This is a genomic window from Paenibacillus xylanexedens (assembly GCF_007676705.1).
Classification (GTDB): Bacteria; Bacillota; Bacilli; order Paenibacillales; family Paenibacillaceae; genus Paenibacillus; species Paenibacillus xylanexedens_C.
This window is the reverse complement of the sequence record NZ_VEBF01000001.1, coordinates 1,924,373-1,945,972: the sequence shown is the minus strand read 5'-3', so window position 1 is coordinate 1,945,972 and position 21,600 is coordinate 1,924,373. Positions and strand designations below refer to the sequence as shown.

At 47.4% G+C, this 21,600-nt stretch carries 19 protein-coding genes; 17 read left to right on the top strand and 2 right to left on the bottom strand.

Annotation, left to right across the window (positions count from 1 at the left end):
* Window positions 1–1,018 precede the first annotated feature (1,018 nt).
* The 11 genes from FS628_RS08790 (at window position 1,019) to FS628_RS08740 (ending at window position 12,886) form a co-directional block, all read left to right on the top strand.
* A complete protein-coding gene (locus tag FS628_RS08790) occupies window positions 1,019–1,408 on the top strand; it encodes a GntR family transcriptional regulator (protein WP_145320894.1) in 390 nt (129 codons plus the stop codon).
* Window positions 1,401–2,303: an ABC transporter ATP-binding protein gene (locus tag FS628_RS08785; protein ID WP_145320892.1), complete on the top strand. Its 903-nt coding sequence runs from the start codon at window positions 1,401–1,403 to the stop codon at window positions 2,301–2,303. The genes FS628_RS08790 and FS628_RS08785 overlap by 8 nt, the downstream gene beginning before the upstream one ends.
* Window positions 2,278–4,305, top strand: a complete 2,028-nt coding sequence (locus tag FS628_RS08780) for an MFS transporter (protein ID WP_145320890.1) — start codon at window positions 2,278–2,280, stop codon at window positions 4,303–4,305. Before FS628_RS08785 ends, FS628_RS08780 begins: the two co-directional genes overlap by 26 nt.
* Before the next feature lie 576 nt (window positions 4,306–4,881).
* Entirely contained in the window at window positions 4,882–5,679 is a 798-nt protein-coding gene (locus FS628_RS08775; protein WP_222125201.1) for a hypothetical protein, read from the top strand.
* Between the two features lie 80 nt (window positions 5,680–5,759).
* Window positions 5,760–6,785: an alpha/beta hydrolase gene (locus tag FS628_RS08770; RefSeq protein ID WP_145320885.1), complete on the top strand. Its 1,026-nt coding sequence runs from the start codon at window positions 5,760–5,762 to the stop codon at window positions 6,783–6,785.
* Window positions 6,786–6,837: 52 nt separating this feature from the next.
* The gene (gene nikR / locus FS628_RS08765) at window positions 6,838–7,353 is read left to right on the top strand and encodes a nickel-responsive transcriptional regulator NikR (RefSeq protein ID WP_145320883.1); all 516 of its coding nucleotides are present in this window, start codon (window positions 6,838–6,840) and stop codon (window positions 7,351–7,353) included.
* Between the two features lie 285 nt (window positions 7,354–7,638).
* The gene (locus FS628_RS08760) at window positions 7,639–9,297 is read left to right on the top strand and encodes an ABC transporter substrate-binding protein (RefSeq protein WP_145320881.1); all 1,659 of its coding nucleotides are present in this window, start codon (window positions 7,639–7,641) and stop codon (window positions 9,295–9,297) included.
* Between the two features lie 44 nt (window positions 9,298–9,341).
* The gene (locus FS628_RS08755; protein WP_145320879.1) at window positions 9,342–10,337 is read left to right on the top strand and encodes an ABC transporter permease; all 996 of its coding nucleotides are present in this window, start codon (window positions 9,342–9,344) and stop codon (window positions 10,335–10,337) included.
* On the top strand, window positions 10,334–11,332 hold the full coding sequence (locus FS628_RS08750; protein WP_186327746.1) for an ABC transporter permease: 999 nt from the start codon (window positions 10,334–10,336) through the stop codon (window positions 11,330–11,332). The genes FS628_RS08755 and FS628_RS08750 overlap by 4 nt, the downstream gene beginning before the upstream one ends.
* A gap of 2 nt (window positions 11,333–11,334) precedes the next feature.
* Window positions 11,335–12,291: an ABC transporter ATP-binding protein gene (locus tag FS628_RS08745; protein WP_145320876.1), complete on the top strand. Its 957-nt coding sequence runs from the start codon at window positions 11,335–11,337 to the stop codon at window positions 12,289–12,291.
* The gene (locus FS628_RS08740; RefSeq protein ID WP_145320874.1) at window positions 12,281–12,886 is read left to right on the top strand and encodes an ABC transporter ATP-binding protein; all 606 of its coding nucleotides are present in this window, start codon (window positions 12,281–12,283) and stop codon (window positions 12,884–12,886) included. The genes FS628_RS08745 and FS628_RS08740 overlap by 11 nt, the downstream gene beginning before the upstream one ends.
* A 138-nt stretch (window positions 12,887–13,024) precedes the next feature.
* Here FS628_RS08740 and FS628_RS08735 read toward each other — a convergent pair whose 3' ends face one another.
* Window positions 13,025–14,218 carry a MalY/PatB family protein gene (locus tag FS628_RS08735; RefSeq protein WP_145320872.1) on the bottom strand — a complete coding sequence of 398 codons (1,194 nt, stop codon included), beginning with the start codon at window positions 14,216–14,218 and terminating at the stop codon, window positions 13,025–13,027.
* A 413-nt stretch (window positions 14,219–14,631) separates the two neighbouring features.
* On the opposite strand from FS628_RS08735, the gene FS628_RS08730 reads away from it, so the two are divergent.
* Window positions 14,632–15,321, top strand: a complete 690-nt coding sequence (locus tag FS628_RS08730; protein WP_145320870.1) for a stalk domain-containing protein — start codon at window positions 14,632–14,634, stop codon at window positions 15,319–15,321.
* Between the two features lie 118 nt (window positions 15,322–15,439).
* On the opposite strand, the gene FS628_RS08725 is transcribed toward FS628_RS08730, so the two are convergent.
* Window positions 15,440–17,449: a S9 family peptidase gene (locus tag FS628_RS08725; RefSeq protein WP_145320868.1), complete on the bottom strand. Its 2,010-nt coding sequence runs from the start codon at window positions 17,447–17,449 to the stop codon at window positions 15,440–15,442.
* 563 nt (window positions 17,450–18,012) lie between these two features.
* Between FS628_RS08725 and FS628_RS08720 the strand changes: the two genes are divergently transcribed.
* From FS628_RS08720 to FS628_RS08700, 5 genes are all read left to right on the top strand, one after another.
* Entirely contained in the window at window positions 18,013–18,570 is a 558-nt protein-coding gene (locus FS628_RS08720; protein ID WP_145320866.1) for an STM3941 family protein, read from the top strand.
* Window positions 18,571–18,617: 47 nt separating this feature from the next.
* Window positions 18,618–19,481 (top strand): aldo/keto reductase, encoded by an 864-nt coding sequence (locus FS628_RS08715; RefSeq protein ID WP_440131271.1) that lies wholly within the window; start codon window positions 18,618–18,620, stop codon window positions 19,479–19,481.
* A 218-nt stretch (window positions 19,482–19,699) separates the two neighbouring features.
* Window positions 19,700–20,086, top strand: a complete 387-nt coding sequence (locus tag FS628_RS08710; protein ID WP_145320862.1) for a GntR family transcriptional regulator — start codon at window positions 19,700–19,702, stop codon at window positions 20,084–20,086.
* The gene (locus tag FS628_RS08705; protein WP_145320860.1) at window positions 20,079–20,777 is read left to right on the top strand and encodes an ABC transporter ATP-binding protein; all 699 of its coding nucleotides are present in this window, start codon (window positions 20,079–20,081) and stop codon (window positions 20,775–20,777) included. Before FS628_RS08710 ends, FS628_RS08705 begins: the two co-directional genes overlap by 8 nt.
* Entirely contained in the window at window positions 20,774–21,514 is a 741-nt protein-coding gene (locus FS628_RS08700; RefSeq protein ID WP_145320858.1) for a hypothetical protein, read from the top strand. The genes FS628_RS08705 and FS628_RS08700 overlap by 4 nt, the downstream gene beginning before the upstream one ends.
* Window positions 21,515–21,600 lie beyond the last annotated feature (86 nt).

The following is a 21,600-nucleotide window of genomic DNA, read 5'->3' as shown; positions in this document are numbered from 1 at the left end:
GCGGATGCTTCCGAAGCATCTTGCTTGAAGAAAGTTGTTGCTCCGCATCTTTCGCTTAGTTAAGCCTCATACATTTCGTGAATAGTTTAACTTATATGAATTAAATTCGATAATATAATGTCCTTGTGAAAAGGACATTTCTCGCAATTTTGTCTTTCAAAGAGTGGACACTTTTTTCTAAAAAGGCACTATCTCCATTCAAGAAAATGAAACACTATATATAGAGAATATATGGTTATAACGTTATGAATGATCTATATGTAGAATATCAATTCCAGGTTGAGTTCTCATGTCCGTGTCCACCTTTTGAAAGACATATCTACAATATGTATGCTCAGTGCGGACAGTAAGAGCTTGCACTTCAAACGAAACGAACAGATTAACGATTGAAAAGGCTGAGGACTGCCTCGACGCCATCAACGCTAATCATATATCGGCCATCGGATTTTTTACCTACAAACCAAATGAATAACGGGCCGAGTCTTTCACCCGATCCCTGCAGAGTAGCTCGTTTGTGCCCCGAACTTAAAGCCAGTGATTATCGAACAATATTCCATCTCCATCATAACGGAAGGGGAAAGACCTGAACAACCTTTGTGTGTAATCCTGTCAAAAGCGGTAAAGCAGCAAAGGTTTCGGGTAGACGTATCACTTCAAGTAACCGCATCGCTTCAAATACCCCGTTTTGCCTCATCTGATGTGAATACGACCCTGATCATGATCATCCCCCGGCCTTAGCCGAAATGAATCTAATCCAACTAGCTCGATATGTCTAATTAACCATATGTTCTATCTCTCTTTAACGTACTCCGAATAAAACCAGAAGTCAAAGTCAACTGTTGACAATCTGATTTAACTGTATTAATAATAATAGTACAGTTAATACACCTTGAAGTTGGCTACACAGATCTTGGCTATTACCTTATTACTCTACACCTCAGATATTTGCACATACACCTCAGATACAGTCATTTAAACCCATAGGTTATTTCACACATGTACAGAAAGGAGGTGCGGGATGTTCGAATTAGATGTACGCAGCCGTAAGGCGATCTACGAGCAACTGGTGGACAAAGTCAAAGAAATGATCGTATACGGAATTCTCAAGCCCGATGAGCAGCTTCCTTCCGTTCGTGCATTATCTACGCAGCTGACTGTGAATCCGAATACGATTCAGAAGGCATATCGTGAGCTTGAACGTGAAGGTTACATCTATTCTTTGCAGGGAAAAGGGAGCTTCGTATCATCATCTGTGGAACATCCGAATGAAGCTATGAGAGATGAGATCAGAGAATCTCTGGTGAAGCTGATTGCAGAAGCTTCGTATTCCGGTTTGACCAAGGCGGATATGATGCTTTTGTTTGAGGAAGCGATGGCCCGTATAGAGAAGGAGGAGCCTCATGATTGAGCTGAATCAAGTCGTCAAAGCGTTTGAACAGGAGAAGGCAGTGGATGGCGTAACGATGCACATACATAAGGGATCGATCTATGGTTTGCTCGGTTCCAACGGGGCAGGCAAGACATCGCTGCTCAAAATGATAGCTGGTATTTACCGTCAGGACAGCGGAACTGTTCGTATCGAGGATACTGAAATTTATGAAAATATGGATCTCAAAGGCCGCACAATTTTTATGGCAGATTCGCCCTACTTTTTCCCGCAATCCTCAATTACTCAGATGGCTGCATTTTATCGTTCTGTATATCCGCGCTGGAATGAGGAACGGTTCAAACAACTGGCTACCGTGTTCAAACTCGATGTGAAACGCAAGCTGCATCGCATGTCCAAAGGCATGCGCCGTCAGGCAGCCGTATGGCTGGGACTTAGCTGTATGCCTGAAGTGCTGCTGATGGATGAGCCGATAGATGGCCTTGACCCTGTCATGCGCCAGCAGATTAAAAACTTGCTGTTCCAGGAAGCGGCTGAGCGTCAAGTAACCATTGTCATCTCGTCGCACAACTTGCGTGAGATCGAAGATCTATGTGACCATGTGGCGATTATGCATAAAGGCCGAATTATAGTAGAGAAGGATCTCGATGATCTGAAGGCGGATACGCATAAAATCCAGGTTGCTTTCCGCCACCCGGACCATGCCAAAGCCATGGAGGAGCAGATTGATATTTTGCATGAAGAGAAACGGGGAAGCGTATCCCTGTACATTGTCAAAGGCAACCGACAACAGGTAACGGATCAATTCCGTATACATGATCCGTACCTGCTGGATGTACTGCCTCTGACGCTCGAAGAAATCTTTATCTATGAAATGGAGGACGCAGGGTATGATATTCAACCGATTGTTCTGTAACCGGGGCATCCTGATCCAAAATTTCAGACAGCATGGATGGATAGGCATTTTATATCTCATCACATTGTTGTTCTCACTTCCGTTATATATCGCTACCGAGTACAGGGATGTGCCACAACAGATTACAAGTTTGTTTCAGGCTAATGGTGAAGTGCAGATTTTGTTCGCCATTACACTGCCGGTAGCTGCGGGTATCTTTCTTTTCCGCTATGTTCAATCTGGTGCACCTTCGGATCTGTTCCATAGTTTGCCGTTACGTCGTAAACATCTGTTAACGGTGAATCTGTTGACCGGATTTGCCATGATCCTGATTCCAATCTGGATTACAACTGCGATTACCGGCTTGGTATGGGCGGTACTGGATCAACCTGCGTTTCTGTTCGATGGCAGTACAATCTGGATGTGGGGCTTGAGCATGAGTATCTACTCGCTGTTTATGTTCATGCTAACTGTGGCGGTCGGCATGTGTATTGGTCAATCTGTATTGCAGGGACTCACCGTGTACGCGCTCGTCTTGTTACCTGTTGTCGTGTGGTTCATTATGTCACTTCATCTCCAGCATTATTTGCTCGGATATGCTTTTGAAGAAGTGGGCTTTAATGCGGAGAAACTCTCACTTGTCCTGCGCGTGGGTTCGATCAGTATCCTCCCTGTAATCCGTCAGGAGTTAATTATCTATGCGATATTTGCAATCCTGTTTATTCCGCTGACTTATGTGCTCTATGCGAGAAGACAGGTTGAATCTGCTACGCAAGCAGTTACGTTTAAGCTTATAAAACCTATATTCCGCTTTGGATTGATGTTTACATTGGTTCTGATTGGCGGAGGTTACTTTACAAAGATTGCTCCAAAAGGATCAGCTGGATGGGGAACCTTCGGATATATCCTCGGCGGAATTGTAGGTTATATCGTTGCCGAGATGATTATTCGCAAAACATGGCTGATCTGGAGCAGCAGGCTGCTGCCCAAGCTGATTCTATATGGTATCATCGCTGGTCTGATACTGTACGTACCTATTGCCGACTGGAATGGATACGCCGCTCGAGTGCCTGAAATGAGCAAGGTGAACAGCATCAAGCTTGGTGGGGAAAGTTATACCTACAGTAACGGTGTCAGTCAGAAAAAGGGCGATGCTCACCTCTATTCTAATGATCCGGAATACATGGGGGCAGTTATCGCTCTTCATCAAAAAATTGTGGATTCCGATCTTCCTTTACTGAATGATCCGATCAATACAGGTATGCGTAATGATGAGTATATATTTATTAACTACAAGCTGGATAACGGCAAAGTGATGAAACGTAAATACTATATTCCAGAAGCCGAATTCCATCAGGAATTAATGGCTCTGAAACAGTCCCAGGATTACAAAAGAGTCGCCTTTGAAACGTATAAGCTGGATGAAGATGCATTAAGTTTCGGCATTCGCTCTGCCATAAGTTCATACCGGAAGGTTTATATTAGCAATCCGGAGCAAGTCCGTGAGTTCAAAGCATTGTTGAAACAGGACATTTTGGATCAGACCTATGAAGAACAGCGCTCCCCGTGGCAGTCGTTTGCCTACGCGGAGATGAATCAGGATTCGTCTTCAAAAGATCCATTTCAACCGAAAGAGATGTGGAATTTTGAGATCAAACCTAGCTATGATCGGGTGTTGGCTTGGCTGAAGGAGAACAAATTATACGATCAGTTGCTTGTCCAGGCAGACGAGATTGTCTCCGCTCAGTTTGTGAAGCAAGAGATCAACAGTCCGGGTTCGCTTCAGTGGGCCACTCCGCAGTCAGAATATATCGATGGGAGTCTTAGCATCAAGAAGCAGGTCGCGACCAAAAACAAAAAAATCATTAGCGATCTACTCAATCGTCAACGTTCTGGTTATCTAACAGAGAAAGATACCATCTATCAGATCAAGTTGAATGTAACTCGTGGCGAGAACATCTATATGATGCTGAAAGAAGAGGATCTGACCGAGGAAATGAAAGCTATTTTGGTCAATCAATAAGTTGAGCTGTATCAGTTGTTAACTATAAGCGGAAAGGGTTCTCCCGTTAATCGAAGGTGGATATTCAACCAGTGAGACCAGTACGACTTGACCAGATACAGCGAATGGAATATATTAGAAAAAGGAAAGGTTCGAGCGACTCGTTCAATCGAATCTCATATGGAACGGCTTATGAGGGAAGCACCCGTAAGAGCAGGCAAATGCCTGACTTGCGGGTGCTTTTTTGTCGTTCGCTAATTTCGATAGCTATTTCTGCTGCAAGGAAATGGACGTGGAATTGCTCGAAATGCACAGCACAGAGGATCAGACGGCTTAATATCTTCCAAATATTTTGAAGAAAGGGTGTAGGAATGCATGCAAACAAAAGTGTGGAAGGGAACGATAAATGATCAGGAGGGAAAAGCATGTTGCCATTCTTCCCTATTAGCACGAGCTGGAGGACATGACTTCATCCCATCCTCATCCACTTCTCCAGTAGCAGCTAGCCATAGTGACATGTTGGATCATAGGAAAGGCAAACATGGTAAGCGATCATTCACCCATCTTATAGTGAGGTCACGCTTTCTCCTAGGGCTTGTGATTCTGTTCAGCGCAGGCACGGTGTATTTTGCTTCGGCAGCCGAGGCTGCGAGCATTGATCTTGGGGTAACAGCGCAGAAAGCATGGGATACCGTTCTGAACAAAGCCGATACACAGACCAAGTTAACTCTGCAACGAGCGTACGAGAAAGTAGGGAACTGGAAGACACAAGAGCAGGCTTGGGAGCAAAAAATAAAGACACTTCATGCCGGCAATACCGCGGAATTGGAGCGATTACGTGTAGAAATAAGACAAACCGATGACGCGAAGGTCGCAGCTCTAGCTGAAAAGGTAAAGCAAACACAAGCCCGATATGAACCACTATTCGCCCTCTATAGTTCAGTCAATAGACAGTTGGATGCAGCCAAAGCCATCAAAAATAAGGAATGGAGTGCAGCGATCCGCACACAAGCAGAGACGTTGAGACCGGTTGTGAAGCTTGCCAGAGAAGACATCCGAATCAAGAAAAAGGAACTTGCTGAAGCACGTAAACGGAAGAGCACTGAAATAAAACGTTTACGAGCTATGCTAGCAGGGGCCGACTCCGCGAAGAAACAGATTCAAACGGCTAAAAAACAGGCGAGTCTGGCTAAAGAACGATATTCCAACGCTCTACAACAGTTCAAACAGAGCACGAAGCAAGGCCAAACGTCACGTGTACTCAGCTCATTGAACGCCTTGGCTTCTGCAGCGGAGAAGTGGGCAGGCTCAAAACAACATATCCACACACTGGAGCAAAAAGTATCCACTACATACATGAAAGTCAGACAGGAAATCGCCAAGAGACCCAAATAATAGGAAACCCGGTTCAATCCCTAACGTACACCACTTTAGATGTGAAGACGCTTCAATGATGATGAAATGAGGTGAAGCTATTGCAGCCAAAGTTGGAAAAGAAACGTGCGGGGACGAGAGGTTTTATACGTAAACGGTACTGGATTCCCAGCGTTGTACTAATCTTGATCATAGGTTTTATTGGAGTTGGTACACAGTGGACACCGAAAATAACGGTATTTTTACTAAAATCATTCATTGAGACTGCTAGTCGGGACACGAACCGCAAGGACGCTATGATCTCGGATGGAATAACTCATGTTGCGGATCTACCCTATGCAGACGAAGGTCGTAATGACAGTACGCTGGATATCTATTATCCTTCCGTAACAACGGAAACTTTGCCTGTAGTGCTGTGGGTTCATGGCGGTGGATGGGTCTTGGGTGACAAGGAGGACATTACAGATTATGCGATACAACTAGCCAAACAGGGTTATGTTGTCGTCAGTATGAATTATGCGCTCGCACCGGATACGAAATATCCCATTCCCGTCATTCAGACGAATCAGGCTTTGACTTACGTGAAGAACCATGCCGATGAGTTTCAGGGTGACCCGGAGAACATATTTCTCGCAGGTAATTCGGCCGGTGCCCAGATTGCAAGTCAGACCGCAGCCGTGGTGACAAATCCATCTCTGGCTAAGCTGATGAATATAACGCCAACCGTTGATCCGGAAGAGTTACGCGGGGTTCTTCTATTCTGTGGTCCCTATAATCTGAGTACCGTAGCCAATACAGGTTTTCCGCTCATACGGACCTTTCTCTGGTCATATACAGGAATCAAAACATTTGAAGACTATCCACGTTTGGATGAAATGTCGACGGTGCTTCAAGCCACAACAGAGTACCCGCCTGCATTTATTACCTCAGGTAATGATGACCCGTTGACCAGTCAATCGGTTGAACTGGCGCAAGTCTTGAAGCGCCTTGATGTCGATGCGGAAACCTTGTTTTTCTCAACCTCTTCGGAGAAGCTGGGACATGATTATCAATTTGATCTGGAGAGTGAAGCTGGACAACAGGCAATGCAATCGGCTGTACGTTTTATGCAACAGTATAGTCGATGAGCAGACAAGTCTGTGGTACACTCGAAGCAAATGAGGGCGCAGGAGGAGAGGCATGGCAGACAAAGAAGATTTGACCCGGTTCGGGGTGGCGTTTCCTACACCTCTGATTGAGCAGTTTGACCAGTATATTGAGGAACAGGGATACAAAAACCGATCTGAGGCTTTCCGTGATCTTGTTCGCAAAACTTTACTGCAACCTTCTGCATTACAATCCGACCAGGATGTGGCAGGCACCATTGTGATGGTCTACGATCACCATATCAGTGATCTTCCCATTCGTTTGATGGAGCTGCAGCACGAGGCGCATCATGATATTATTTCCAATATGCATGTGCATCTGAATCATGACCAGTGTCTGGAAGTTATTGCTGTACGGGGAAACCTGGGAAGGCTGCGTCATCTTCATCAACAGATTCAGGTGCAAAAAGGTGTTCTGTATGCGGAACTGTCCGTGACTTATGTGGATGAACTCAATAAACTGGCTCATGCTCATAATCACGGTCAGGACCCTAATCCGGGTCAGCACGGTCATAATCACAATCATCATCATAATCGATCTGCAGATTAGGAAAATTACGAGTACGATTTTCAAAAAAATAGCGAATGTAATCAAAACAGACGGTTGGTTAGATACCAACCGTCTGTTTTTTGCTATTTGTTATAATACCTGACTTTAGAGGGTGATTAAGATCCTTAATAATATATATATTAGGTTTTTCATCTGAAATATGAAAATATATGGATTATGAAGTGAACTTTGTTGACATACGGTTTGTGTTTTGTGCTACAATTTCTGTAAAAAGTAACACGAAATGAATGAGGGCAGCACAAATGTAGAGGGGGAACGACCCGTATGGGCGGATTTTCATGGAGATGGGGAGAACGAAAAGTTAGAACAGGATTAGGTATCCTGCTTATATGTTCCATTGGATTATCTGGTTGTGCACAGGGGACAGCGCCAACAACTTCATCAGCAGTGAATGGAGAACCTGGGAATACCCCGACCAAAGACGAATTGGTACTTGCTGTAGGTACGGAGCCGGAAGGCGGGTTTGATCCGACAACTGGATGGGGGCAATATGGTTCGCCGCTTTTCCAGAGTACTTTGCTCAAGAGGGATGCCAAGCTGCAACTGGTTAACGATCTGGCAACTACATATTCTGTTAGTGAAGATGGTCTGGAATGGACAGTTACGCTTCGAGATGATGTGAAGTTCTCTGATGGCGAGCCACTCACAGCAGAGGATGTTGAATTTACGTTTGATACAGCTGCCAAGAGTGGGTCTGTTATTGATTTAACGAATATGGCTGATGTGCAGGCACCCGATGATCGAACGGTCGTATTTACACTGAAGTCGCCGCAGTCCACGTTTATTAGTCTGCTGACGACCCTTGGCATTGTGCCTGAGCACGCCTATGGTGCCGATTATGCGGAACATCCGATCGGTTCGGGACCGTACAAGCTGGTTCAGTGGGACAGGGGACAACAGGCCATTGTTGAGGCCAATGAAGAATATTACGGAAACAAGTCCATGTTCCACAAACTTACGTTCCTGTACCTGGATGAAGATGCAGCCTACGCCGCTGCGCAGGCAGGTACGGTGGATATTGCTGCTATTCCGGCAGCGTTTAGCAAGCAACAGGTGAATGGTATGACATTGGAGGCCGTGAAGACTGTAGATAACCGGGGCATCATGTTCCCCATGCAGCCTGCTGGTGCCAAATCGGGCGAGGGTCTTCCCGCAGGGAATGATGTGACGTCCGATCTGGCGATTCGCCAAGCGGTGAATGTCGTGATTGATCGCAAGGCTTTGGTTGAGGGCGTACTGGAGGGATACGGTCGTCCAGCCTATTCCGTCAGTGATGATCTGCCCTGGAGCAATGCGGAAGCTGTATTTACGGATGCGAACCTCGAAGAAGCGAAGCGAATTTTGGCGGCTGGCGGCTGGGTAGATACGGACGGTGACGGTATCGTCGAGAAAAACGGCGTCAAGGCTGAATTCAATCTGCTTTATTTTGCAGGTGATCTAACAAGACAATCTCTGGCGCTGGCTGCTGCGGATATGGTTGCCCAAGCGGGAATTAAAATCAATGTTGAGGGCAAAAGCCGTGAAGACACGAAAAAGATGGCATACTCCAACGCTGTATTATTTGGCTGGGGCAGCCATGATCCCTTGGAGACCTATAACCTTTATAGCAGCACCCACAAGGGAGAAGGATATTACAATGTGGGACTGTACAGTAATCCTGTCGTGGATTCATGGATGGAGAAGGCCCTTCAGGCAACCACTGAAGAAGAGGCATTCCCGTTCTGGCAGAAAGCGGAATGGGATGGAACAACAGGTTTCAGTTATCAGGGGGATGCGCCATGGGCGTGGCTCGTGAACATAGATCATCTGTATCTGGTTACGAATGGCCTGAACATTGGTGAGCAACAGATCCATCCCCATGGTCACGGCTGGCCGGTGACAACCAATCTGGAGGAATGGTCGTGGGATAACAGTACGAAGTAGGAAACGATGCGGTGAGCTTTAGCCTGAATTGGGGAGAGATTGGGATGACGGGCAGGGATGGATGGGCCAGATTTATTGGTTTTAAAATGTTGCGACTCTTATCTCTATTGGTTGGAGTCAGTGTATTGTCTTTTATATTAATGCAATTCTCTCCTGTGGATCCGATCGAGGCCTACATTGGTGGAGACATGATCCGGGTAAGCGCCGAACAGCGCAGTCTTATCGAAGAACGATGGGGATTGAATGAATCCCCTACAGAACGATTGCTAACTTGGGGACAAGCGCTGATTCAGGGAGATCTGGGAACATCAATGATTTACAGACAACCTGTAGCAGATATCATTCAGGAGCGATTCATGAATTCTGTAGCGCTTATGGCTGTAGCCTGGCTACTATCCGGCATCATTGGGTTCACTCTTGGCGTAGTTGCTGCCATGAGACGGGATTCGAAGCTGGATCGCCTGATCTGCTGGTATTGTTATACACTGGCCTCCACGCCGGTATTCTGGATTGCGCTGTTGCTGCTCATGGTATTTGGAGTATGGCTCGGATGGCTTCCGGTAGGGCTTGGAGTACCCGCAGGGATGTCGGCTGATCAGGTGACATGGGGAGATCGGGCTATTCATATGATTCTGCCAGCGTTGACCCTTAGTTTGACCGGGGTAGCTTCCATCGCTTTGCATACCCGGCAGAAGCTCACCGATGTGCTCGAGTCAGATTATATTCTGTTCGCGAGAGCACGGGGTGAGCATGGATTTCAGCTGTTCCGTCGACATGGGTTCAGACATGTTGTTTTGCCGGCTATCACACTGCAGTTTGCTTCGTTCAGTGAATTGTTCGGGGGAGCTGTGCTTGCAGAACAGGTATTCTCTTACCCCGGACTGGGTCAGGCAACGGTCCAGGCGGGGTTGCGCGGTGACGTACCACTGCTGCTCGGACTTGTGATGTGCAGTGCAATCTTTGTTTTTACAGGTAATATGGTGGCCGATATTCTGTATCGTATGATCGATCCACGGATGAAGGAGGAGCTGATGTCATGAAGCAGACGGTAGAACGCTTCTCCGAGCAGACGGCAGAAACAGCCGAAGCACAGAAAGTGAAAAAGGCGAATCAAGAGGTACGGTACAACATTAATCCGGAGTTGTTGCAAGCGGGGGCTGAAAAAGAAACAAGCCAAACAAGAAAAGGTTATGCGGGTATCAGCAACCAACCTTTTCGCAATTCTCGCCAAAGGGCTGTGATTTGGGGTAGCTTTGCCTTGATCTGGATTGTCATCGTGTGGTTGACGGGCAGGCTGCTCCCCGCTGGTTCTACCCTAACCTCATTAATGGATCGGAACCTGTCTCCTGCCTGGGCACATCCCTTTGGGACAGACTGGCTCGGAAGAGATATGTTCATGCGCACGTTAAAAGGATTGGCAACCAGCATTCAAGTGGGATTGCTTGCAGCTTGTGGTGGCGGACTGATCGCACTACTGCTGGGTCTGGGGGCGGCTTCTAGTAAGGCTGCTGACCGGGTAATCTCATGGATCATTGACCTGTTCCTGAGTGTGCCACATCTGGTATCGCTGGTCATGCTGGCCTTTGTATTCGGTGGAGGTCTGGCAGGAGTGGCGGCAGCGATCGCGTTGACGCACTGGCCAAATCTGGCTCGGATTGTCCGAGCGGAGATGATTCAACTGAAATCCGCAGAATATATTCAGATTTCACATAAGTTGGGCCGATCTCGATTACGCATTGCCATGCAGCATATGCTGCCGCATTTAGTTCCGCAGCTGTTCGTGGGCGTGCTGTTAATTTTCCCTCATGCGATTCTGCATGAGGCAGCCATTACGTTTCTGGGGCTGGGGTTGTCCCCGCAACAACCGGCCATCGGAATTATTTTGTCAGAGTCGATGAGATATTTATCTGCTGGCATGTGGTGGCTTGCCTTTTTCCCGGGACTCGCGCTGTTGCTGGTTGTTCGTGCGTTTGATGTATTGGGCAATAGTCTGAAGACATTAACGGGTACGGGTAGTTCAAGGGAGGTGAGGTAAAAATGGCTCTGCTTGATATTGAGGGAGTGTCGGTGTCATTTCGGCGTGCTCGTGGATGGTTTGGGCATGAACAGACGTATGTCATTCAGAATCTGGATCTTTCCGTACATGAGGGAGAGATTATGGCTGTTGTAGGCGCAAGCGGATCAGGCAAAAGTGTGCTGGCGCAGGCCATTATGGGCATTCTGCCTGCCAATGCCGGGTTGGATGGGAGAATTAGCTATAGTGGCGAGCCCTTGTCCCCAGAGCGGCAGCTTCAACTGTGTGGTGATGAACTGGTGTTAATTCCGCAATCCGTCAGTTATTTGGACCCGTTGATGAAGGTAGGAAGGCAAGTTCAGCCGGTAACCCGAGATTCGGGACGGAAGCGCAGATTCATGACTCGATCCCACTTGAAAAAGTCGGAGCAGGAGCTGACCGAGCGGTATCGTCTTCCTCAAGGAACAGCCGGGAAATACCCGTTTGAGTTGTCCGGAGGTATGGCAAGGCGTGTGCTGATGGCGACAGCGACCACGGGTCAGCCCAAGCTGATCATTGCCGATGAGCCGACACCAGGCATTCATCCCGAAGTGCTGGCCGAGACAATGAAGCAATTTCGCGAACTTGCAGATCAAGGTGTAGGCATTCTGTGGATTACTCATGATATCACGACGGCCCTGACGGCAGCGGATCGCATCGCTGTGTTTTACGCGGGGGCCAATGTAGAGACGGCGCAAGTAGATGATTTTACGGGGAATGGAGAACGTCTGCGTCATCCATATACGAAAGCGCTGTGGAATGCACTGCCGCAGAATGGATTTCAGCCGCTTCCAGGCTCTCAGCCGTTGGCAGGTCAAGAGATCACAGCAGGCTGTTCATTTGTTCCCCGATGCAACGCAGCAACCGCTGCATGTACTCGCGAACGTCCAGAGCTTCGTAAGATACGAGGCGGAGAAGTGAGGTGTTTCCATGTCACTTGAAGCACGGGAGGCGAGTTATCGTTACGATCAGAAATCATGGGTATTCCAACAGATGAACATGCAGGTGCAACAGGGAGAAGCGGTTGGCTTGTGGGGACCTAGTGGTTGTGGCAAAACAAGCCTTGGACGCATCCTTGCAGGATATGCCGAACCTGTGGCAGGACAAGTGCTACTGGATGGGAAACCACTCCCTCGCACGGGAGCGTGTCCGGTTCAACTGGTATTTCAGCATCCGGAGAAGGCGGTGAACCCACGCTGGCGAATGCGCCGCGTGCTTCAGGAGGCGGCTGTGCAGGATGAGCATTTGCTCGAAGCTTTGGGTATTCAGCAAACCTGGCTGGATCGCAGGCCGGGTGAATTATCCGGTGGAGAACTGCAACGTTTCTGTGTGGCGCGGGCACTCGGCACAGCGACACGTTACGTGATCGCAGATGAGATGACGACGATGCTGGATGCGATCACTCAGGCACAGATCTGGCATACCGTGATGGGGGTGGCTCGACAGCGTAATCTGGGGCTATTGATCATAAGCCATGATCGGGATTTACTGGACAGGCTGTGTGACAGAATTGTTCCGATGCCCACGTCACTGTAGCTTTTTGAGTCTATACAGTCATTCAATACAAAAAAAGGGTGTCCCTGAAGTCATTAACCATGAAGATAAACATGGATATGACTATGGGGGCACCCTATTTCCCATTCATGAGCGCTGTACATAGATATGACGTACAGCTTAATTGTCCGACAGATTGCTAACCAGCACAGATAATCTCCGCATCGCCTCTTCAACCGTAGAACGTGGACAGGCTACATTAATGCGCATGAATCCTGTCCCTTCTGTTCCGAAGAAGCTTCCGTCATTGAAAGCAAGCCCCGCTTCATGAAGCAGCATGTTGCATAGTTGTGCATGTGGGATATTCAGCTCCCGGAAATCCATCCATAACAGATAGGTCGCTTCGGGCAGATGCATTTTGATCTGTGGCATGTGTTCTGTAACATACTGTTGTACATACTCCATATTTCCACGGATATAGGCAAGACACTCATCCAGCCAGTCCTCGGCACCGTTGTATGCAGCTTCGGTTGCGACGGCGCCCAGCGTACTGATACTGGCAAGTCCCATCGTTTTCACACCCTGCGCGAATGATTCACGCAACTTGGCATTAGGGATGATGATATTGGATGTGCAGAGGCCAGGAATGTTGAACGTTTTGCTTGGAGCCGTACAGATGATGCTTAGATCAGAGACGGCGTCCGAGATCAGGGTCAGCGGTGTATGAGCTCCGCGCTGATGAACAAGATCAGCATGGATTTCATCTGAAACGATCAGTACGTTATATTGCAGACACAGTGCTGTAAGTCCTTCGAGTTCCTCACGAGTCCATACACGTCCAACCGGATTATGAGGACTGCACAGAATTAGCATCTTGACCCGACCCGTCTGCAAGCTGGACTCCAGTTGCTCCAGATCCATCGTATAATGACCATCATTCTCTATCAAAGGATTTGTGATCAGTTCACGGCCTTGACCACGTACCACCTCATAGAAGGGAGCATACACCGGAGTTTGGATCACCACGGCATCTCCCGGATCCGTGAATCGTTGTACAGCAATGCTGAGTGCTGGCACAATACCTGGAGTGAATACGATCCAATCATCGTTAATTTTCCAGTTATGGCGCCGTTCCATCCAACCTGCAACGGCTGCATGATATGCCCCTGTCCGCACCGTATAACCAAAGATTCCATGCCCCATACGTGTTTGCAGGGCCTGAATGACTGACGGTGGAGCAGCAAAATCCATATCGGCAACCCACATCGGAAGCGCATTAGCAGCGCCGAAAATATCCTCAAGTGCATCCCATTTCTCAGATCCGGTAGAAATCCGGTTAATAGACTGGTCAAATGTACTGTTATTGTTGTTCATCGTATGAATCCCCCTTGAATTTCCGTTCCTTCGACCACAATCGACAAATAATTATCTAATACATTGGTAATTTTCGCAACTCATGAACGTGCATGTTTAGCTTCATATGTATGATCCGAAATTCGGGACTTTATTCATATAAGAACAACTTAACGAGCGAGAGAACTGCGGGAATACGACAAAGACTAATTTTGTACGCCCCTGGGCCTGTTTTGCCCATTTATCGTTTACAACCTCTCACCAGATGCTATTATATTGCTAACATTTGATGGAACAACGGGCTGTTATCCGAATAGGCTCGTACCCATACATGATGAGCATAACACTACACTGGGTCTTTTGCATAAATCGAAAGAGCGTCTTGAACGGTATTATGCAAAAAGCCGACATTTGAATTCAGGAGGCGTATAGGGATGAAAAGCAAAAAGTGGTTGATTGCTGCTGGGGTGTTTGGCATGGTGTTGACGGGGGCGGCAGGTGTATATGCAGGAACTCAACTGGAGACGATCAAAGCTTACCTAAACCATGGGCTCGCCATCGAAGTGAACGGACAGAAATTCACACCGACAGGTGACCAGGGCAAACTTGCACCAATTACGTATCAGGGCAGTACATATCTCCCCGTTCGCTCCATTGCCGATGCGCTGAAGACCGAAGTGAAGTATGATTCCCAAAACAATAAAGTAAGCATCGGTTCCTCAAGCTCCTCCGGTGGGTCAACATCCACAGGTAACAGCGGATCAACATCGCCATCTACAGGCACGAACACACAAGCGGCAGGCGTGAAGTCCAAGTATCTTCCGGCTGATTTCCCATTACCGAAGGATGCGAAGGCAATCAGTCTCATTGAGAGCAATGTAGACGGCGACAATAAAAAAGTAGTGCTCACGTACACCACCAAAGAAACGTTGCTAACGATTGGAACATCCTACAAAGACTATTATCAGACCAAAAATCTGAGCCAAAACAGTCAGGATATCCAGGCAGACGGCTTCAGCATCGTAGGTCGTGAAGATGGGAAATATGCCGTGACGATCACAGGTGCTGTGTCTGCAACCAACAAGGATCTGAATGAAATCACCGTGGTATGGGGCGAAGAGTAATCTTCCCTTCTATAAAAAGTGAACAGCAAAAGCCGCCCAATGAAATCGTAACAGATTTCATTGGGCGGCTTTTAGGGTTGAATCCATATCTGGTTCTATACTTTGAATTAATAGTCCGTTACAGGTACTCGTTAAACCATCCGGCAATATGCTCCAGGCGGCGTACTCTCAGGTGAGGATGACCTCCACGGGACAACTCATGGTTGGCGCCTGGGAAACGAACGAGCCTTGTGGTCTGCTTACGCCGTTTCAACGCAATGAACAACTGCTCGGCCTGTTCAATCGGGCACCGCAGATCCTGTTCGCCATGCAAAATGAGCAGCGGCGTGTTCACGTTGCCGACATAAGCGAGCGGAGAGTGCTTCCACAGTTTTTCCGTGTCATCCCACGCGTTGCCGCCAATCTGGTCTTCCGTGAAGAAATACCCAATGTCACTTACGCCATAGAAGGATAGCCAGTTGGAGATGGAACGCTGGGTAACAGCGGCCTTGAAGCGATCGGTGTGCCCAACAATCCAGTTGGTCATGAATCCGCCATAGCTGCCCCCTGTTACGCCCAGTCTGGATTCATCGATAAACTTATACTGGGACAGGGCATAATCCACACTCTCCATGAGATCGCGATAATCGCCGCCGCCATAATCTCCGCGACAGGCGTTTACGAATTGCTGCCCGTATCCTAGCCCTCCGCGTGGATTAATGTACACAACAGCGTAGCCTTGTGCAGCGAGAATCTGGAACTCGTGCATAAATGTAAAACCATACATCATGTGTGGGCCGCCATGAATCTCCAGAATGGTCGGGATTTTAACTCCGTCGACCATGCCATGAGGTTTCATGATCCACCCTTGCAGCCGCAGGCCATCCGAGGAATTAAACCAGAAGGTTTCCGGTGTACTAAGGTGGATCTCATCCTCAAGCTGTGGATTGCTGCGGGTGAGCTGAATTGGCTCTACGCCGGAATCACCCGGTTGTTCATACACATAGAGGTCACCGGGGCTTCGCGTATCGGCAACTGCGGCAACGATCTGCCCGTTTTCCAACTCGGCAAATTGATAAATCTCCCGTTCGTCAGGCAATATATACTCGGAACCGCTGCCGTCTCGTGCGAATTTGGCGATGCGTACACTACCATGGATAGTCGCCAGACAGAAGATTGAAGTACCATCCCTGCTGAATACAGGCCCCGTAGTTGTCAGATGTGATCGCATGTCGCCCACAATGCTGTGATTCAACTGTACATCCCAATCCGTGCTCAGACATACGGGTTCACCATCTGATATAGGAAGGGTATATAGCTTCACAAGTGTGGCATTTCCATAAGAACGGTCACTGGCGAGCAGTGCAAGAGATTGTCCATCCGGTGCAAATGTAAGTCGGCTGAACGTATATCCTTCCGGGGTCAACTGCTGCAGATCCGATCCGTCTGCTTTGGCAAGGTACACATGATTAGTCAGGGTGTAATCATTATGGTCCTCGCCTTCTTCGGGCATCTGCGCAATCCAAGCGATGGATGTTCCGTCCGGGGACCAGGCGTAGTCTCCAACGTCATAATGACCTGTAGTTACAGGAAGTGCTTCCGCATCGATCGGTGCGAGAGCGAAGAGGTGGGAACGTCGACCGTTCCATAATCCACTGGCATCTGACTTCATGCGAATCCGGTCCACGACATGTTCTTGCAGCAGTTTGGGTTTATCGTCTATAGGATCTGTATGTTCTGATTCTTCATCTCCGCTCATATCCACGGATGATTTCACAAGTATGGTATGACCCTCTGGTGACCAAAGCAGGGAACTGACGCCATGTTTCAGGTGACTGATTTGCTGTGCTTCTCCGCCATCTGATGCGATGATCCACACTTGGGATTTCCCATCAACCTCTCTTAAAAAGGCCAGCTGGGACCCATCGGGTGACCAGGCAGGGGAATGATCCTTCTCACCAGAGGTAAAAGGTCTGTCCTTTCGACTCCCTAGATGCAACAGTCTCAGGTGAGAACAATAACCGTCACGTGCTTCATTCGTTTTCCGGCTTACATAGACCAGTTGTCCGCCTTGAGGGGACGGAGTTGGATCGTTAACCCATGTAATCTGATAAAGATCTTCCGATGTTATGCCGCGCAGACTGTTCATTGTTTGTCCTCCCACCATGAATTAGAATTGCTTAATTTCCTAACCTTTCCATTTATATTAACGGAAAGCAAGGGACAGGACAATAAGCGTAATAAAGGAGAGGCAATACTTTCTAACAATGTATATAAATTAAATTAAACATTTGCACGTAACGGAGAGGACAGAAATAACCTGAAGAAGCGGAGCGTTCGCCTAAAAGCTTTCTGAAAGAAAGCTGCATCGGAAGCATAGGCTATCCCCGGATTTTCACTTTGAAAAAGTGGAATCAAAAAAATCTGGGGATAACAGCGATCGAAAGGTTGTTCTGTCATCGGAGTGGCCCGTGTAAATATACTTAGTTCAATTCATATAGGTATGTTAAAAGGATTTGCTCGAAGGATGACGAATCCTAATGTTGAATAACCGCTGAAATGACGAAAAATGGTCTTTATCTAATGTTTAACACAGGTGAATTTTGTTTAATGTACAATGCTATTCCTGTTGTACATTCAGGTATTCGATTCATAGCATTTCGTTTATATATAACGCTTATCATTCAGTCGCAATGAAGGAGGAACGTCACGTTGAGCACATCCTATGACCAGCATGTGGAATATCCAAACCGGAAACGAATGGCGTGGCTTACGGCAGGGGCTGCACTTTTTGTGGGAGCCGGATTTTTTTTGATTTTTGATGGTTCCTCAGTTACGGATGATTCCATCCTTTCGGGTGTGATTGGACTTCTTTCTATTTTGTTTTTCGGGCTATGTTTCTGCTACAGTCTGGTAAAGATGATTAAGAAGGAGCCTTCTTTTGTAGTCGACGAGCGTGGGTTTGTAGATTCATCTTCTTATACTGCAGGAGGAGCAGTGGCATGGAGAGACGTTGAGAATATTTTTATGTATGAATTAATGGGACAGAAAATGATCGGGATCAAATTGCGGGATGAGAAAGCTTTTTTGGATCGCCAGAACGGGATGAAACGCAAGTTGATGACGGTTAACAGCAATATGGTCGATGCGACGATTAGTGTTGCCCAAAGTAGCCTGACTTTGCCACTGGATCAATTGTATATCATGATGATGAGCCACTGGAGACATGTGAGCGATAACATGATTCATGATTCGTATAGTCGTCGTTAGAGAGGTCGCAATGTCCATAAAGTCTTCAGAATGGAGGAATATAGATGATGCATGGTAATCAGACACGCACAATTCTGCTTCCAGATGGAACGGCCTTGCCTGCGATAGGACAAGGTACATGGAACATGGGAGAGAAGCAATCCAGTCGGGAAGAAGAAGTAAGGGCACTGCGTTCCGGTATTGAACTGGGAATGACCGTGATTGATACGGCGGAGATGTATGCAGAAGGCGGGGCGGAAGTCGTTACGGGGAAGGCCATCTCGGGCTGTCGTGACGAAGTATTTCTCGTATCCAAAGTGTATCCCCATCATGCGGATCGCAAGCAGATGATTACGGCCTGTGAGCGTAGTCTCACGCGTCTTGGTACAGATCGTCTGGATCTGTACTTGCTCCACTGGCGTGGAGGAGTACCGCTCGAAGAGACGGTTCAGGCCTTGGAACAATTGAAGCAATCCGGTAAAATTTTGCGGTGGGGTGTCTCGAACCTGGACACAAGGGATATGCAGGAGTTATGGAGCTTGCCGGAAGGTTCGCATTGTATGGTGAATCAGGTGTTGTACCATGCAGCTTCTCGTGGTATTGAACACGATCTACTTCCTTGGATGCGGGAACGACGTGTTCCGATCATGGCGTATTGTCCACTGGCCCAGGGTGGCAGACTTCGAAATGAATTGTTGGAGCATCCGGTTATTCGAGAGATTGCACAGGACCGAGGGGTCACAACTTCCCAGATCGCATTAGCCTGGGTGATTAGGGACGGAGACGTGCTGGCGATTCCCAAAGCGGTACAGCTGAATCATGTGGCTGACAATGCGGCAGCAGTGAATACCGTTTTGACACAAGAGGAGTTAACCCGGTTGAATGAGGTATTCCCTGCACCTAAAGGCAAGGTACCTTTAGATATCGTGTAGAATAAGACGGAAATACGAATAGTAAGTCATGCGGAGCAGATCTACACGATCTGTTCTTTTTTTGTCCATGCTTATATGCAAAGTTAATCAAATTAACAGATAGCCGAAGTTTCCGCATGACCGAAGAAAAAATATGTTTAAACAAATGGGCTTTACAATGCTATTTCACTAGTGTACTATGTAACTAACACACCAGTACAGAGAGGAGCGAGAGCTTTGTGACTATGGAATTTGATAATAACTTACCGATTTATCTGCAGATCATGCAGTACATCAAAAGACAGATTGTGACCGGAACACTTCAGGCGGGTGACAAAATTCCTTCGGTTCGTGAACTGGCGGCCGAACTACAGATCAATCCCAATACAGTACAACGGACATTTCAGGAGCTTGAGCGGGAAGAAGTGGTTGAAACCAAACGGGGCTTGGGCAGATACGTGACCAGTGAGGAGCGGAAGATTATGACGATCAAAAAAGAGATGGCCGGTGAATTGCTGAAACGCTTTCTGACCGGAATGCAGGAGCTGGGGATCGAAGAGAAGGATATCTTATCCATCGTAGCCGATGCCGTTGCGGAAGGAAAGGGAGGAACAACGCATGAGTAACATCCTTGAACTGAATCAGATTAACAAGACATATGGCAATAAGAAAGCGCTCAGTAATATTACATTGGATATTGCTCCTGGCCGAATCGTAGGTCTGCTGGGTAGCAACGGCAGTGGCAAGAGTACCCTGATGAAGCTGGTTGCAGGTTTGTTGCATCCTAGCAGCGGAACGATTCAAGTCACAGGCAAGCCTGTCGGTCTGGAGACGAAGGCACTGGTTTCATTCATGCCGGATCGTCCATTGACCGAGAAGTGGATGAAAGTGCGGGATGCGATTGCGTACTACCGCGATTTCTATGCTGATTTTGATGAAGAGAAGGCACGGGAGATGCTGGACTTTATGAACCTTGTCGAGAGTGACCGGGTACGGCATCTGTCCAAAGGCATGAATGAACGACTACAACTAACACTGGCGCTATCACGTAAGGCTCGTCTATATTTGCTGGATGAACCTATTGGCGGAGTAGACCCGGTTGCGCGTGGCAAGATTCTGGATGCGATCGTCAAATTCTATGATGAAAACAGCAGTCTAATCATTTCCACACATCTGGTGAATGATATCGAACGAATTTTTGATGAAGTGGTCTTCATTCGTGAAGGTCAACTGGTGATGCGGGAAGAAGTGGAAACGCTCCGTCTGAAATATGGAAAAAGTGTGGATGAGATGTTCAAGGAGGTCTATGCGGAATGATGACATTATTGAAGTATGACTTTAGAAGAAATTGGAATGTGCTGCTGGCTGGGCTAGTCATATTGATTATTGCTCAAGTGGGAATATCCCTTTTCATGTCTGAGGTCACAGGGCTTGTGATTGGCATCATGGGTTATGTTGGAGTAGGTGTGGCTATTTATGTGAAAATGATCAAAACATATTCGTCCAATATTCGCTCGTATAATCGCCGCTTATTACCCGTAACAGGCCTGTCACATGTGTTGTCTCCTTTGATCTTTGGAGCCCTCTGCGGGTTGGGGCTAGTCATTGTATGTGCAATTCATGCCTACATCTATATCTCAATGAAGCTCGGAATAAACATGGCCACCTATATTGATTTCTCACGCATACATGTTTCGGATGTTCTTACTTTGTTGCTGTTTAGCGCATGGGTTATGGTATTCATGACCGTCATCATCTTCCTTTCGATCTCGATTGCAGGCAGCTTCCGTTGGAAAACTGGGCCATGGATCGGAATCGTTGCATTCTTGGTCCTCGTTAATCTGATTGGCTGGTTGGAGAATATTATTATGACAGGGCGCTTTAATCCAAACGAGGTATTCCAGTACACGGAAGAAAGTACAGGGATCTCGATCACAGCCAATGGTGTATTATGGTCGGACGGCATGTGGGGAAGTACTATATTTGAAATCATCGTAGCCGTTATCTTGGTGTGGGCTACCATCTACCTGAACAACAAAAAAGTTGAAGTCTAATAAAAGGGTCACATGATGCGAGCAACCAGGGTTGCTCGTTTTTTACATCCAATGATAGTTCACTTTTTGATGAATCGAATCCCGCT